The sequence below is a fragment of the Quadrisphaera sp. DSM 44207 genome, assembly GCF_900101335.1.
Lineage (GTDB): Bacteria > Actinomycetota > Actinomycetes > Actinomycetales > Quadrisphaeraceae > DSM-44207.
The window spans coordinates 833,010-847,386 of record NZ_FNKA01000001.1; the positions used below are offsets into that span (position 1 = coordinate 833,010).

The following is a 14,377-nucleotide window of genomic DNA, read 5'->3' on the forward strand; positions in this document are numbered from 1 at the left end:
GCAGCAGCCGCGTCAGGGCAGGCGGACCACCGCTCGGGCGCGGCCGAGGACCGCCGAGCCCCCGCAGCGCGCCGCGAGGTCGATGCGCGCCGTGCCCGCCTCGGGGTCCAGCGCTGCCACGGTGCCCGTGACGTCCACGACCGCGGCGCCCTCGGCGGGCACGGGCACCAGGCCGGTGAAGCGCACCCCGTAGTCGAGCACCGCGGCCGGGTCGCCGCACCAGTCGACGACGAGCCGCACGGCGCCGGCCATCGTGAGCATGCCGTGGGCGATCACGTCCGGCAGGCCGGCCGCGGCCGCCGTCCGCTCGTCCCAGTGGATGGGGTTGAGGTCGCCGCTGGCACCGGCGTAGCGCACGAGGTCCGCGCGCACGAGGGCGATGCTGAGGGTGCCGACCTGCTGCCCGACGGCGAGGTCGGCCAGGCGCGGCCGGTCCTCGGGGACGGGCGAGGCCGCGCTCACGCGGCGCCCCGCACGACGAGCATCGAGGTGGCCGTGCACACGGGCTCGCCGTCCTCGGCGGTGATCTCGCTGCGCATGGTCACCAGGTCGTTGCCTCCCATGCTCCGCACGCCGTCCACGTGCAGCGCCGCCACGAGGCGGTCGCCGGCGACGATCGGCCGGTGGTGGGTGAAGCGCTGCTCGCCGTGCACGACGCGGCTGAGGTCGATGCCGGCGGCGGGGTCGCGCACGAGGCGCGCCTCGCTGCGCTGGGCGACGACGACGGCGAACGTCGGCGGGGCGACGACGTCCGGGTGGCCCAGCTCGCGGGCGGCGCGGGGGTCGACGTGCGCCGGGTGCACCGGGCGGCCGGCGGCCGTGGCCTCCGCGAAGGCGCGCAGCACCTCCCGCCCGACCTCGTACACGTCGTCCGGCGGGTAGGTGCGCCCGAGGATCGCGGGGTCGACGGCCACGGTGCCTCCTGCGGGGTGGGCTGGGACGGCGCAGCGGCCGCCCCGTGGGGGACGGCCGCTGCGGGACGCGCGCCGGGAGCGCCGCGGACCTCGCCTCAGCGGGTCTCGCGGTGCACGGTGTGGCGCTGGTCGCGCGGGCAGAACTTCTTCATCTCCAGGCGGTCCGGGTCGTTGCGCCGGTTCTTCCGGGTGATGTAGTTGCGCTCCTTGCACTCCGTGCAGGCCAGGGTGATCTTCGGCCGGACGTCGGCGGTCTTGCTGGCCACGGCGGTGCCTTCTCTCGTGCTCTGGTGCGTCGACGGGGGTGCGCGGACCGGTGGAGGGCCGCTGCGGCGCGCCGGGCGCCGGCGCGCCATCCTACGCGCTCGCGCAGGACGGGGCGGGCACGCACGGCGCCGGCCCGGTGGCCCGGTAGCGGGGGCGGGACTCGAACCCGCGACACAACGATTATGAGCCGTTTGCTCTAACCACCTGAGCTACCCCGCCGGGTGCCGGTGCGGCCGCCGGAGCGGCCGCACCGGATCCAGAGCCCCGATAGGGAATCGAACCCTAGACCTTCTCCTTACCATGGAGACGCTCTGCCGACTGAGCTATCGGGGCGGCGCGGGGCAGCCTACACGGCCCGGAAGGGGCCGTGCAGGACCGCCGCGCTGTGGCAGGTGCAGGATTCGAACCTGCGTAGGCTGTGCCGGCTGATTTACAGTCAGCTCCCTTTGGCCGCTCGGGCAACCTGCCGCGGGAGCGAGGATAGCAACCGCCGGGCGACGGGCGGACCGGGCCGCCCGACGAGCCGCACGAACCGGAGGACCAGCGTGGCCAGCGAGTCGTCGTTCGACGTCGTCAGCAAGGTCGACCGCCAGGAGGTCGACAACGCCGTCAACCAGGCCGCCAAGGAGATCTCCCAGCGCTACGACTTCAAGGGCACGGGCGCCTCGGTCGCCTGGAGCGGGCAGGGCATCGTGATGACCGCCGACAGCGAGGACCGCGTCAACGCGGTGCTCGACGTCCTGCAGACCAAGCTCATCCGCCGCGGCGTCTCCCTGAAGGCCCTCGACACCGGCGAGCCGCGCCCGTCCGGGCGGGAGTACCGCCTGGAGGCCTCGCTCAAGGAGGGCCTCTCGCAGGAGGACGCGAAGAAGATCGGCAAGATCATCCGCGACTCGGGGCCGAAGGGCGTCAAGACCCAGGTCACCGGGGACGAGATGCGCGTGAGCGCCAAGAGCCGCGACGACCTGCAGGCCGTCATCGCGCTGCTCAAGGGCTCCGACCTCGACGTCGCCCTGCAGTTCGTCAACTACCGCTGAGCCGTGGCGGCCCGCCGCGCCAGCCGGCGCAGCACGCCCTACGGCGACGCGCCGGCGCAGGTGGCGGACCTGTGGCTGCCCTCCGGCGAGGCCTCGCGGGTCGCGGTGCTCGTGCACGGCGGCTACTGGCAGGCCGGGTACGACCGCGACCTGCAGGAGCAGCTGGCCGTCGACCTCGTCGCCGGCGGCTGGGCGGTGTGGAACGCGGACTACCGCGCCGTCGGGGACGGCGGCGGGTGGCCGGCGACGCTGGCGGACGTCGCCGCCGCGGTCGACGCGCTCGGTCCCGCCGCGCGCGAGCACGGCCTGCCGCTGGACCGGGTGGCCTCCGCCGGGCACTCCGCGGGCGGCCAGCTGGCGCTGTGGGCCGCCGCGCGCGACCGGCTGCCGCAGGGAGCGCCCGGCGCGGCGGCGACCGGCTCGCCGCAGGTGCGCCCGGCGGCCGTGGTGGCGCAGGCCGCCGTGGCCGACCTGGTCGCCGCGCACCGGCTGGGGCTCGGTGACGGCGCGGTCGCGTCCCTGCTGGGCGGCGGCCCGCAGCAGGTGCCCGAGCGCTACGCCGCGGCCGACCCCTCCCGGCTGCTGCCCCTGGGCGTGCCGCTGCTCGTGGTCACGGGCGAGGACGACGACCTCGTGCCGCCGTCGATGTCGCAGCGCCTCGCCGCGGCCGCCCGCGCCGCCGGGGACGACGCGGTGCTCGAGGTCGTCCCCGGCGAGGACCACTTCGCGCACCTGGACCCGGCCTCGCGCTGCTGGGCGCTGACCCGCGCCTGGCTGGACGCCGTCCTGCCCCCGACCTGAGGCGCCCCGCTCGCCCGGCGCGCCCCGCTCGCCCGGCGCGCCCCGCTCGCCCGGCGTCCTGACCCGACGTGCTGCGGCGCGGCCTGCTGAGCACGGGGCGCCCCCGTGCCCGTCCTACGAGCACCGGGCGCCCCCGTGCTCAGCCGAGGTGAGCACGGGGGCGCTCGGTCGCCGGACCGCTCGCCGGGGCGAGGCCCGTCAGCAGCCGCGGTGGGCCGGTCAGTAGCCGCGGTAGCCGGTGGCCATCGCCTCGAGGCGGGCGATGCGCTCCGGCATCGGCGGGTGCGTGGAGAAGAACCGCTGCACGTCGCCGGACCGGAACGGGTTGGCGATCATCATGTGGCTGGCGGAGACCAGCTGGCGCTCGGGAGCCAGCGGGCGGGCCCGCACCCCCATCTCCAGCTTGCGCAGCGCCGAGGCGAGGGCGAGCGGGTCGCCGGTCAGCCGGGCCCCGTCCTCGTCGGCGTCGTACTCGCGCGTGCGGGAGATGGCCATCTGCACCACGCCGGCCGCGATCGGGCCGAGGACCAGCACGAGCATCCCCGCGAACGGGTTGCGGTTCTCGCGGTCGCCGCCGAAGAACATCGCCATGTAGGCGAGGTAGGTGATGGCGCTGGCCAGCGCCGCCGCGATCGAGGACGTGAGGATGTCGCGGTTGTACACGTGCATGAGCTCGTGCCCGAGCACGCCCCGCAGCTCGCGCTCGTCGAGGATCTGCAGGATCCCCTCGGTGCAGCACACCGCGGCGTTGGCGGGGTTGCGGCCGGTGGCGAACGCGTTGGGGGCCGCGGTCGGCGAGACGTACAGGCGCGGCATCGGCTGGCCGGCGCGCTCCGACAGCTCCCGCACGATGCGGTGCATCACCGGCTGCTCGTACTCGGTCACCGGCCGCGCGCGCATGGCGCGGATGGCGAGCTTGTCGCTGTTCCAGTACGAGATGCCGGTGATGAGCAGCGAGAGGACCAGGCCGATGGTCAGCGCTCCCGTGCTCTGCCCGAAGAGGAGGTAGCTGGCGCCGAGCACGACTGCCCCGAGCAGGGCGAAGAGCATCGCGGTCTTGGCGCCGTTGTAGTGGCGGTGCATCGAGGTCCCTTCTTGACCGTTCCTTGACCCCAACGCCGAGGCGGTGCCCCACGTTCCCGCCGCGAGCGGCTGTCACGCCCTCGCCGCGGGCGGCTGTCACGTTCCCGCCCCGGGGGGTGTCACGCTCCCGCCCCGCGGGCTGTCACGTTCCCGACGGGACCTCGCGCGACCAGGGCGGCGTGGTGAGGGTCACCTACGATCGGAGCGCCCGGACGGGCATCCCCCTCGCGGACAGGACGTTGACCGCAGCATGAGCAGCAAGCAGGTCCAGCAGCTGGCGCGCGTCGTCATCCGGTTCGCCGGCGACTCCGGCGACGGCATGCAGCTGACCGGTGACCGCTTCACCGCCGAGACCGCGACCCTCGGCAACGACCTCGCCACGCTGCCTAACTTCCCGGCCGAGATCCGCGCCCCCGCCGGCACGCTGCCGGGCGTCTCCAGCTTCCAGCTGCACTTCGCCGACCACGACATCACCACCCCCGGCGACGCACCCGACGTGCTCGTGGCGATGAACCCGGCGGCCCTGAGGGCGAACCTGGGCGAGGTGCCCCGCGGCGGCACGGTGATCATCGACACCGACGAGTTCACCAAGCGCAACCTCGCCAAGGTCGGCTACGGCACCAGCCCGCTGGACGACGGCAGCCTGGACTCCCACCAGGTGCACGCGCTGCCCATGACCTCGATGACCGTGCAGGCGCTCTCGGACCTGCAGCTGTCGCGCAAGGAGGCCGAGCGGGCGAAGAACATGTTCGCCCTCGGCCTGCTCTCGTGGCTCTACGACCGCCCCACCGAGGCGACCGAGCGCTTCCTGACGGCGAAGTTCGCCCGCCGCGCCCAGGTGCTCGAGGCGAACCTGCGCGCCTTCCGCGCCGGGTGGGCCTACGGGGAGACCACCGAGGCCTTCGCCGTGCGCTACACCGTCCCGGCGGCCCCGGCCGAGCGCGGCACCTACCGCAACATCACGGGCAACACCGCGCTCGCGCACGGCCTCGTCGCCGCGGCACACCGCTCGGGCCTGCCGCTGGTGCTGGGCTCGTACCCGATCACCCCGGCCAGCGACATCCTGCACACACTCTCGGGCCTGAAGCGCTTCGGCGTGACGACGATCCAGGCCGAGGACGAGATCGCCGGCGTGGGGGCCGCGCTCGGCGCCTCCTTCGGCGGCGCGCTGGGGGTGACGACGACGTCCGGGCCGGGCCTGGCCCTGAAGCAGGAGACGATCGGCCTCGCCGTCTCCCTGGAGCTGCCGCTCGTCGTCGTCGACGTCCAGCGCGGCGGCCCGTCGACGGGCCTGCCGACCAAGACCGAGCAGGCCGACCTGCTGCAGGCCCTGCACGGGCGCAACGGGGAGTCGCCCGTGCCCGTGCTGGCGCCCGCCACGCCCGCCGACTGCTTCGCCGTGGCGATGGACGCCGTCCGCGTCGCCGTCACCTACCGCACCCCGGTGCTGCTGCTCTCCGACGGCTACCTCGCCAACGGCTCCGAGCCGTGGAAGGTGCCGGCGGTCGCGGACCTGCCGGCGGTCGACCCCGACTTCGCCTCCCCCGCCGACACCGGGGGCGCCGGGGAGGGGCCCGCCGAGGGCGGCGCCGGGGCGTTCCAGCCCTACCGGCGCGACCCGGAGACCCTGGCCCGCCCGTGGGCCGTGCCCGGCACGCCCGGCCTGGAGCACCGCGTCGGCGGCGTCGAGAAGGCCGACGTCACGGGCGAGATCTCCTACGACCCCGACAACCACGAGCGCATGGTCGCGCTGCGCCAGGCGAAGGTGGACGGCGTCGCCGTGCCCGACGTCGAGGTCGACGACCCGCTCGGCGACGACGGCGAGGGCGCGCGCGTGCTCGTGCTCGGCTGGGGCTCGACCCACGGGCCGATCGCGGCCGCCGTCCGCCAGGTGCGCCGCGCCGGCCTGCGGGTCGCCTCGGCGCACCTGCGCCACCTCAACCCCTTCCCCGGGAACCTCGGCGACGTCCTGCGCCGCTACGACCGCGTGCTGGTGCCGGAGATGAACCTCGGCCAGCTCGCGATGCTGCTGCGCGCGCGCTACCTCGTGGACGTCGTCTCCCACAGCCGCGTGCGCGGCCTGCCCTTCCCCGCCGCCGAGCTGGCCGAGGCGATCACCGCCCTGGTCGAGCAGTCGGCGCCGTCCCGCACCGACGTCCCGCAGGAGCTGCTCTCGTGACCGCCCTGAACCTCGGCCTGCCCTCGCTGCGCACCGGCACGGACGGCGTGCCCGCCCTGCCCGACGGCGAGGCGCTCGGCAAGAAGGACTTCACCTCCGGCTCGGAGGTGCGCTGGTGCCCCGGCTGCGGGGACTACGCGATCCTCGCCGCCGTGCAGGGCTTCCTGCCCGACCTGGGCCTGCGCCGGGAGAACATCGTCTTCATCTCCGGCATCGGGTGCTCCTCGCGCTTCCCGTACTACCTCGACACGTACGGCATGCACTCGATCCACGGGCGCGCGCCGGCCATCGCCACCGGCCTGGCGACCTCCCGCGAGGACCTGTCGGTGTGGGTGGTCACCGGGGACGGCGACGCGCTGTCCATCGGCGGCAACCACCTCGTCCACGCGATGCGGCGCAACGTGAACCTGACGATCCTGCTGTTCAACAACCGGATCTACGGGCTGACCAAGGGCCAGTACTCCCCCACCTCCGAGGTCGGCAAGGTCACCAAGTCGACCCCGGCCGGCTCCCTCGACGCGCCGTTCAACCCGGTCTCCCTGGCGCTGGGCGCCGAGGCGACGTTCGTGGCCCGCACCCTGGACTCCGACCGCAAGCACCTGACGTCGGTGCTGCGCGCGGCGGCGGAGCACCGCGGCACCTCGCTGGTGGAGATCTACCAGAACTGCCCGATCTTCAACGACGGCGCGTTCGACGTGCTCAAGGACCGGGACGAGTCCCAGGCCCGCCTGGTGCGCCTGGAGCACGGGCAGCCCGTGCGCTTCGGCGCCGAGGGCGCGGAGAAGGTCGTGGTGCGCTCGGCGTCCGGCTTCGGCGTCGAGGTCGTCGACGCCGGCGAGGTCGACTCCAGCGCCGACGGCCGCGAGGTCGTCGTCCACGACGCGCACGCGCCCGACCCCTCGCTCGCCTTCGCCCTCTCGCGCCTGGACGACGTGACGATGGCGCACGTGCCCGTCGGCGTCTTCCGCTCGGTGGCGCGGCCGGCGTACGACGACCTGGCCCGCGAGCAGCTGGCCGCGGCGCGCGAGGCCGTCGGCGGCCGCGCCACCGACGACGACCTCGCGGCCCTGCTCTCGGGGGCCGACACCTGGACGGTCGGGTGAGGCCGGGCCGGCGCCGGTGAGCTCGCGCGCCGGCGTCGCGTTCGGCCTGGGCGCCTACGTCCTGTGGGGCGCCTTCCCGCTGTACTTCCCCCTGCTGGCGCCGGCGGGCTCGCTGGAGGTTCTGGCCCACCGGGTGGTGTGGTCCCTGGCGGTGTGCGCCCTCGCGCTCACCGCCGCCTCGGCGGTGCCGGCGTGGCGGGCCGGCGGGTGGCGGCCGGTGCTGGCGCTGGCCCGCTCCCCCCGCCAGGTCGGCCTGCTCGCGGTGGCGGCGGGGCTGATCGCCGTCAACTGGGGCGTCTACATCTACGCCACCACCTCCGGCCACGTGGTCGAGGCGTCCCTGGGGTACTTCGTCAACCCGCTGGTGACGGTGGCGCTGGCCGTCCTCGTGCTCGGCGAGCGGCTGCGCCGCCTGCAGCGGGTCGCCGTCGCGATCGGCGCCGCGGGCGTCGTCGTCCTGACGGTCGACCACGGGCGCCCCCCGTGGATCGCGGTCGTGCTCGCGCTGAGCTTCGGCGGCTACGGCCTGGCGAAGACGCGGCTCGGGGCGGGGCTGGGAGCGCTGACCTCGCTGACCGCGGAGACCCTGCTGCTCGCACCGGCGGCCCTGGCCTTCCTGGCGTGGCTGGAGGGCAGCGGACGCGGCACCTTCGCGCTCGACGCGCCCGCGCACCCGCTGCTGCTGGCCAGCGCCGGTGTCGTCACCGCCGTGCCGCTGCTGCTGTTCGCCGCCGCCGCGCGGCGCGTGCCGCTGACGACCACGGGCCTGCTGCAGTACGTCACCCCGGTGCTCCAGCTGGCCCTGGGGGTGCTCGTGCTCGGCGAGCACGTGCCGCCCTCGCGCTGGGTCGGGTTCGCGTTCGTGTGGGCCGCCCTGGCCGTGCTCACCGCCGACCTCCTCGGCGCCGGCCGGCGCGCCGCGCCCGCCGCGCCGGGGCCGGCGCGGCTCCCGTCGGGCACGCGGTGATCGTGTCCGAACGCCTCCGGAGCGCCCCTCGGCGACGCTCCGAGGACCGGCACCTGGTGGAGGCGTCCGCGCCGCCGTCCCCTGCGACGATGGGGCGTGCACCGCACCGGCGCCCCCGACCGCCGCAGCGCGGCCCTCGTCGTCGTCGGCGTGCTGCTCGTCGCGGCCAACCTGCGCCCCGCGCTGACGAGCGTGGGCCCGGTGCTGCCCGCGCTGCGCGCGGACCTGGGGCTGTCGGCCACGGCCGCGGGCTGGCTGTCGGCCCTGCCGCTGCTCGCCTTCGCCGCGACGTCCCCGCTGGTGCCCCGGATCGCGCGCGGGCTCGGGGCCGAGCGCACGGTGCTGGTGGCGCTGGCGGTGCTGCTGGCCGGCACCCTGCTGCGCTCGGGCGGAGGGAGCACGGCCCTGTTCGCCGGCACGGTGGTGCTGGCCGGCGGCATCGCCGCGGCCAACGTGCTGCTGCCGGTGGTCGTGGTGGGCGCGCTGCCGCAGCGGGTCAGCGCCGTGACGTCCTGGTACGTCGCCACGATGACCCTCGTCGCCGCGCTGGCCTCCGGGCTGGCCGTGCCCGTGGCCGAGGCCTCGCGCAGCGGCTGGCGCACCGCCCTGGGCTGCTGGTCCGCGCTCGCGGTGCTGGGAGCGGCGCTGTGGCTGCCGACCGCGCTGCGCGCCCGCCGCGAGCGCCGCGCCCGCCGGGCCGCGGGCGCGGCGGCTCCCGCGGCCCGCCGCCTGCCGTGGGGGTCGCCGCTGGCCTGGGCCGTCACGACCTACCTGGCCCTGCAGTCCCTCGGCTTCTACACGATGGTCGCCTGGCTGCCGACGATCGCCGCGGACGCCGGCACCAGCGCTCGCGGTGCAGGCCTGCTGCTGCTGCTCTACCAGCTCGTCGGCCTCGTCGCCGGGCTGCTCGTGCCCCTGCTCGTGCGGCGCTCACCGGACCAGCGAGCGGTCGCGGCGGGTGCCGCCCTGCTCAGCGCGACCGGGTTCGGCGGGCTCGCGCTGCTGCCCTCCTTGGCGCCGGTGTGGGTCTGCTGCGCCGGTGCGGGCGCGGGCCTGTCCTTCACGCTGGCGCTGACGCTCGTGGCGCTGCGCAGCGCCGACGCCCCGGGCGCGGCGTCCCTGTCGGCCATGGCGCAGACGGCCGGCTACCTCGTCGCGGCCGCCGGGCCGCTGCTGGCCGGGGCCCTGGGCGAGGCCACGGGCGGCTGGACGGCGCCGCTGCTGGTGCTGGTGGCCGTGGCGGTGGTCAACGCCGCCGCGGGGCTGCGGGCCGGGCGCTCCGCGGTGGTCGCCTGAGCGGGCGGGCGGCGCCGACCGACCCGCAGCGCTCGGCCCGGGCCGCCGGCTCAGGGCTGCGACGCGTCGAGCCCGCCGCGGGCGACGACCCCGGCGTACCAGCGCCCGCTGTCCTTGACGGTGCGCCGCTGGGTGGCGTAGTCCACGTGCACGATGCCGAAGCGCTTGGAGTACCCGTACGCCCACTCGAAGTTGTCCAGCAGCGACCACAGGTAGTAGCCGCGCACCCGAGCGCCGTCCTCGATCGCCTGGTGCACCGCGGCCAGGTGCTGCTGCAGGTAGGCGATCCGGTCGTCGTCGTGCACCGCGCCGTCCTCGGAGACGACGTCGGGACAGGCCGCGCCGTTCTCCGTCACGTACAGGTCGACCTCGGGGAGCTCGCGCGCCAGGCGCACGAGGAGCTGGTGCAGACCGCGGGGGTCGATGCTCCAGCCCATGTCGGTGTACGGGCCCGGCTGCCGGGGGAACTCGACGTCCTCGCACGCCGGCCAGGCGCTCGCCGCGCCGTCCCCGTGCCCGTCGGACTCGTCCCGCGGGGAGGTGCCGTCCCACGCCCGCACCAGCGTGGGGCTGTAGTAGTTCAGCCCGAGCGCGTCGACCGGCTGGTGGACCAGCTCCAGGTCGCCGTCCTGGACGAAGGACCAGTCGGTGACGGAGGCGGTGTCCTCCAGCACGTCGGCCGGGTAGGACCCGCGCGTCGTCGGGTCGAGGAAGACGCGGTTCTGCAGGCCGTCGACGCGGCGGGCGGCCGCGGCGTCCGCCTCCGAGCCGCTGGCCGGGCGCACCCACGCCAGGTTCAGCGTCAGGGCCACCCGGGCCTGCGGCGCCGCGCGGCGCACCGCCGCGGTGGCCAGCCCGTGGGCGAGGTTGAGGTGGTGCACGGCGGCCAGGGCGGACGCCGGCTCGGTGCGCCCGGGCGCGTGGACGCCGCTGGCGTAGCCGAGGTAGGCGGAGCACCAGGGCTCGTTGAGCGTGATGAACGTGCCGATCCGGTCGCCCAGCCGGCTCGCGACGACCTCGGCGTACTCGGCGAAGCGCTCGGCGGTGGCGCGGTCCGTCCAGCCTCCGGCGTCCTCGAGGGCCTGCGGCAGGTCCCAGTGGTACAGCGTGGCGGCGGGGGTGATGCCGGCGGCGAGCAGCTCGTCGACCAGGCGGGAGTAGAAGTCGACGCCGGCCTCGTTGACCGGGCCCAGCGCGCTCGGGCCCACCTGCGGGGTGATCCGCGGCCAGGCGACCGAGAAGCGGTAGGAGCCGACGCCCAGCTCCCGCATGATCGCGACGTCCTCGCGGTAGCGGTGGTAGTGGTCGTCGGCGACGTCCCCCGTGTCTCCGCCCGCCACCCTGCCGGGGGTGTGGCTGAAGACGTCCCAGATGGACGGCGTGCGGCCGTCCTCGGCCACCGCGCCCTCGATCTGGTACGAGGCGGTCGCCGTGCCCCACACGAACCCGGCCGGGAAGGCCAGGGCGGGTGCGGACGGGCCGGCGGTCTCCTGCGTCGGGCTCATGCGTGGGTGTCCTCGCCTCTCGCCTCAGCTGCTGCGGTCGGTGACGCCGCGCGCGAACGCGACGAGCGCGTCCTTGACCGCGCCCGCGGGCAGGGGGTCCAGGGCGGCGACGGCGTCCTCGCCCCACTGGCGCGCCTGCGCCTGCGCCTGCTCCGTCACGGACGACGCGCGCAGCGCCTGCACGGCGGCGGCCAGGGCGTCGTCGCCGCTCAGGTCGCCGTCGAGGACCTCGACGAGGTCGCGGGCCTGCGCGTCCCCGCCCGCGGCGCGCTGGCGCGCCAGGAGCACCGGCAGGGTGGCCACGCCCTCGCGCAGGTCCGTGCCCGGGGTCTTGCCGGTCTGCTGCGTGGTCTCGGCGAGGTCGAGCACGTCGTCGGCGAGCTGGAAGGCCACGCCCACCCGCTCGCCGTAGGCCGCGACCACGTCGACGACGTCGCGCCCGCAGCCGGCCAGCCCGGCCCCGTAGCGCGCGGAGGTCGCGATGAGGGAGCCGGTCTTGTCCGCGAGGACCTGCAGGTGGTGGGCCACCGCGTCCTCGCCCGGGCGCGGCCCGGTGGTCTCGTGCATCTGGCCCAGGCACAGCCGCTCGAACGTCTCCGCCTGCAGCCGGACGGCGTCGGGCCCGAGGTCGGCGACGAGCCGGGAGGCGCGCGCGAAGAGCAGGTCGCCGGTGAGGATCGCGATGTCGTTGCCCCACAGGGCGTGGGCGGACGGCGCGCCGCGGCGCACGGCGGCGGAGTCCATGACGTCGTCGTGGTACAGGCTCGCCAGGTGGGTCAGCTCCACCGCGACGGCGGCCGTGAGCACCTGCGGGCCGGTGCCGTCGCCCAGCTGCGCGCAGAGCAGGGTGAGCATGGGCCGCACGCGCTTGCCGCCCGCCACCACCAGGTGCCTCGAGGTGGCGTCGGCGAGCTCGTCCGCGTGCGCGACGGCGGCGAGCAGGCGCTCCTCGACGTCGTCGAGGTCGCGGCTGATGGTCTCGGTCAGCGCCGGGTCGACGGCGGGCAGACCCGCGGACCCGCGCGCGGGTCCGCCGGGGACCGACGACGGCGCCGGGGACACCGCCGCTCCTGCCACCACACCGCCAGCGTAGGCCAGCCCCCGGCGGCCGGGGGGCCGGGATGGTGCGGGTCGCGCGAGCGGAGGCTCCGTGCGGCCGCGCGCGTCGGCGCCGCTCAGCGCGCCGGAGCGAGGCGGCTGAGGGCGGTGACGAGCCGGTCGGCGGCGTCGCCGCCGACCGGCTCGGCGAGGTTGGCGAGCAGCTTGACGACCACGCGCATCACCACCGGGCGCGGCAGGCCGTACCGGACGGCGGCGGCCATCACCGGCGGCTGGGAGATCAGGCGCGCGAACGCGCGGCCGAGGGTGAAGTACCCGCCGAGCTCGGCGCGCAGGGCCTGCGGGTAGGCCTGCAGCGCCCGCTCGCGCGCGTCGGCGCCCGGGGCGCGCAGGGCGGCGGCGGTGACCTCCGCGGCCAGGCGCCCGGAGTGCATGGCGTACTCGATCCCCTCGCCGTTGAAGGGGTTGACCATGCCGCCGGCGTCCCCGAGCAGCAGCATCCCGCGGCTGGCGTGGGGGGTGCGGTTGAAGCCCATGGGCAGGGCCGCGCTGCGCACCTCGCCCACCTGGTGGGCCTCGTCGAGCTGCCACTGCGGCGGCAGCGTCGCCAGCCAGGCGCGCAGCAGCGCCCGCAGCCCGCCCGGGCCCGGCCCGCGCGAGGTGTCGACCACCCCGAGGCCCGCGTTCGCCGTCCCGTTCCCCAGGCCGAAGATCCACCCGTACCCGGGCAGCAGGCGCGAGCGGCGCGGCTCGCCGTCCCACAGCTCCAGCCAGCTCTCCATCCACGGGTCGCCCGAGCGCGGCGTGGCGAAGTAGGCGCGCACCCCGGTGCCCAGGGGCCGGTCGGTGCGCCGCGCGATGCCGAGGGCCGTCGCCAGGCGCGCGGAGACGCCGTCCGCGGCGAGCACCACCGGGGCCCGGTGGACGACGTCCGGCCCGGCGCGCCGCCCCGCGTCGTCGACGGCGCGGGCGCGCACGCCGACGACGCGGCCGGTGGCGTCGTCGAGCACCGGCGCGCTCGCCGCCGTGCGCTCGAGCAGGCGCGCGCCGCCGGCGACCGCGTGGCGGGCGAGGAGGGCGTCGAAGTCGGAGCGGGAGCGCACGAGGCCGTAGGAGGGGAAGCTCGACAGCTCCGGCCAGGGGATCTCGTGCGCGCGCCCGCCGCCGACCAGGCGCAGGCCGCGCGTGCGCTGCCAGCCCTCGCCGTCGGTGGGCACGCCGAGGGCGGCCAGCTCCCGCACCGCCCGGGGGGTCAGCCCGTCGCCGCAGACCTTGTCGCGCGGGAAGCCGCCCTTCTCCAGCAGCAGCACGTCCAGGCCCGCGCGCGCCAGGTGGCGGGCGGCGGAGGAGCCGGCCGGGCCCGCGCCGACGACGATCGCGTCGACGCGCTCGCCCTCGCGCGCCGCGCCGTCCCCTGCGCCGTCCCGCGCGCTCACGCGGGGCGCACCGCGCGGTGCAGCGCGACGATCCCGCCGGTCAGGTCGCGCCACGCGACGTCGCCCCACCCGGCGTCCGCGAGCCACCCGGCGAGGGTCCGCTGGTCGGGCCAGGCCCGGATCGACTCGGCCAGGTAGGCGTAGGCGTCGGGGTTGCTCGAGACCCGCCGGGCGACGGCCGGCAGCGCCCGCACGAGGTACTCGGTGTAGGCGGTGCGGAACGGCGCCCGCGCGGGGCGGGAGAACTCGCACACCACCAGGCGCCCGCCCGGGCGCGTCACGCGCCGCAGCTCGGCGAGCGCCGCGCGCGGGTCGACGACGTTGCGCAGCCCGAAGGAGGTCGTCACCGCGTCGAAGGAGGCGTCGGCAAAGGGCAGGCGGGTGCCGTCCCCGGCCACGAAGGGCAGGTCCGGACGGCGCCGGGCGCCGACGGCGAGCATGCCGAGGGAGAAGTCGCACGCCACCGCCCGCGCTCCGGAGCGGGCGAGCGGCTCGGTGCTCGTGCCGGTGCCCGCGGCCAGATCCAGCACCCGCTCCCCGGGGCGCAGGTCGAGAGCGCGGGCGGTGGCGCGCCGCCAGGCCCGGTCGCGCCCCAGGGACAGCGCGGTGTTGGTGCGGTCGTAGCGGCGCGCCACGCCGTCGAACATCGCCGCCACCTCGGACGGGGCCTTGGCGAGGTCGGCGCGGGTCACGGCCCTCATCCTCGCACCGGCCCGGCACAGCGCTGGCG

The 14,377-nt window shown here is 76.4% G+C and carries 14 protein-coding genes and 3 tRNA genes; 6 read left to right on the forward strand and 11 right to left on the reverse strand.

What is annotated here, in order from left to right; all coding sequences use genetic code 11:
- Positions 1–12 precede the first annotated feature (12 nt).
- The 6 genes from BLS82_RS03920 to BLS82_RS03945 form a co-directional block, all read right to left on the reverse strand.
- Positions 13–462, reverse strand: a complete 450-nt coding sequence (locus BLS82_RS03920) for a MaoC/PaaZ C-terminal domain-containing protein (RefSeq protein ID WP_176818911.1) — start codon at positions 460–462, stop codon at positions 13–15.
- Entirely contained in the window at positions 459–914 is a 456-nt protein-coding gene (locus tag BLS82_RS03925) for an FAS1-like dehydratase domain-containing protein (RefSeq protein ID WP_092861710.1), read from the reverse strand. The genes BLS82_RS03920 and BLS82_RS03925 overlap by 4 nt, the downstream gene beginning before the upstream one ends.
- A 95-nt stretch (positions 915–1,009) precedes the next feature.
- On the reverse strand, positions 1,010–1,180 hold the full coding sequence (gene rpmG / locus BLS82_RS03930; RefSeq protein ID WP_092861712.1) for a 50S ribosomal protein L33: 171 nt from the start codon (positions 1,178–1,180) through the stop codon (positions 1,010–1,012).
- A gap of 146 nt (positions 1,181–1,326) precedes the next feature.
- Positions 1,327–1,400, reverse strand: a tRNA-Met gene (locus tag BLS82_RS03935).
- 41 nt (positions 1,401–1,441) lie between these two features.
- Positions 1,442–1,514, reverse strand: a tRNA-Thr gene (locus BLS82_RS03940).
- 53 nt (positions 1,515–1,567) lie between these two features.
- Positions 1,568–1,649 (reverse strand) — tRNA-Tyr (locus tag BLS82_RS03945).
- A gap of 77 nt (positions 1,650–1,726) precedes the next feature.
- Between BLS82_RS03945 and BLS82_RS03950 the strand changes: the two genes are divergently transcribed.
- On the forward strand, positions 1,727–2,218 hold the full coding sequence (locus BLS82_RS03950) for a YajQ family cyclic di-GMP-binding protein (RefSeq protein WP_176818912.1): 492 nt from the start codon (positions 1,727–1,729) through the stop codon (positions 2,216–2,218).
- A 3-nt stretch (positions 2,219–2,221) separates the two neighbouring features.
- Positions 2,222–3,019, forward strand: a complete 798-nt coding sequence (locus BLS82_RS03955) for an alpha/beta hydrolase family protein (RefSeq protein WP_092861716.1) — start codon at positions 2,222–2,224, stop codon at positions 3,017–3,019.
- Between the two features lie 219 nt (positions 3,020–3,238).
- On the opposite strand, the gene htpX is transcribed toward BLS82_RS03955, so the two are convergent.
- Positions 3,239–4,102, reverse strand: a complete 864-nt coding sequence (gene htpX / locus BLS82_RS03960) for a zinc metalloprotease HtpX (RefSeq protein ID WP_092861718.1) — start codon at positions 4,100–4,102, stop codon at positions 3,239–3,241.
- A 250-nt stretch (positions 4,103–4,352) separates the two neighbouring features.
- On the opposite strand from htpX, the gene BLS82_RS03965 reads away from it, so the two are divergent.
- The 4 genes from BLS82_RS03965 (at position 4,353) to BLS82_RS03980 (ending at position 9,647) form a co-directional block, all read left to right on the forward strand.
- Entirely contained in the window at positions 4,353–6,281 is a 1,929-nt protein-coding gene (locus tag BLS82_RS03965) for a 2-oxoacid:acceptor oxidoreductase subunit alpha (RefSeq protein ID WP_092861720.1), read from the forward strand.
- Positions 6,278–7,384, forward strand: a complete 1,107-nt coding sequence (locus tag BLS82_RS03970) for a 2-oxoacid:ferredoxin oxidoreductase subunit beta (RefSeq protein ID WP_092861722.1) — start codon at positions 6,278–6,280, stop codon at positions 7,382–7,384. Before BLS82_RS03965 ends, BLS82_RS03970 begins: the two co-directional genes overlap by 4 nt.
- Positions 7,385–7,400: 16 nt before the next feature.
- Positions 7,401–8,351: an EamA family transporter RarD gene (rarD, locus tag BLS82_RS03975; RefSeq protein WP_092861724.1), complete on the forward strand. Its 951-nt coding sequence runs from the start codon at positions 7,401–7,403 to the stop codon at positions 8,349–8,351.
- Between the two features lie 96 nt (positions 8,352–8,447).
- A complete protein-coding gene (locus BLS82_RS03980) occupies positions 8,448–9,647 on the forward strand; it encodes an MFS transporter (RefSeq protein ID WP_092861726.1) in 1,200 nt (399 codons plus the stop codon).
- A 50-nt stretch (positions 9,648–9,697) separates the two neighbouring features.
- On the opposite strand, the gene BLS82_RS03985 is transcribed toward BLS82_RS03980, so the two are convergent.
- From BLS82_RS03985 to BLS82_RS04000, 4 genes are all read right to left on the reverse strand, one after another.
- Positions 9,698–11,152 carry a GH1 family beta-glucosidase gene (locus tag BLS82_RS03985; RefSeq protein WP_092861728.1) on the reverse strand — a complete coding sequence of 485 codons (1,455 nt, stop codon included), beginning with the start codon at positions 11,150–11,152 and terminating at the stop codon, positions 9,698–9,700.
- Positions 11,153–11,176: 24 nt separating this feature from the next.
- Positions 11,177–12,214 (reverse strand): polyprenyl synthetase family protein, encoded by a 1,038-nt coding sequence (locus tag BLS82_RS03990; RefSeq protein WP_218123642.1) that lies wholly within the window; start codon positions 12,212–12,214, stop codon positions 11,177–11,179.
- A gap of 113 nt (positions 12,215–12,327) precedes the next feature.
- Entirely contained in the window at positions 12,328–13,647 is a 1,320-nt protein-coding gene (locus BLS82_RS03995; RefSeq protein WP_092861730.1) for a geranylgeranyl reductase family protein, read from the reverse strand.
- Entirely contained in the window at positions 13,644–14,339 is a 696-nt protein-coding gene (locus tag BLS82_RS04000; protein WP_092861731.1) for a demethylmenaquinone methyltransferase, read from the reverse strand. The genes BLS82_RS03995 and BLS82_RS04000 overlap by 4 nt, the downstream gene beginning before the upstream one ends.
- Positions 14,340–14,377 lie beyond the last annotated feature (38 nt).

Bases quoted from the DNA above. Each gene is read 5' to 3' on its own strand.
- htpX (WP_092861718.1), bottom strand. From the start codon at position 4,102: ATGCACCGCCACTACAACGGCGCCAAGACCGCGATGCTCTTCGCCCTG.
- BLS82_RS03985 (WP_092861728.1), bottom strand. From the start codon at position 11,152: ATGAGCCCGACGCAGGAGACCGCCGGCCCGTCCGCACCCGCCCTGGCC.
- BLS82_RS03965 (WP_092861720.1), top strand. From the start codon at position 4,353: ATGAGCAGCAAGCAGGTCCAGCAGCTGGCGCGCGTCGTCATCCGGTTC.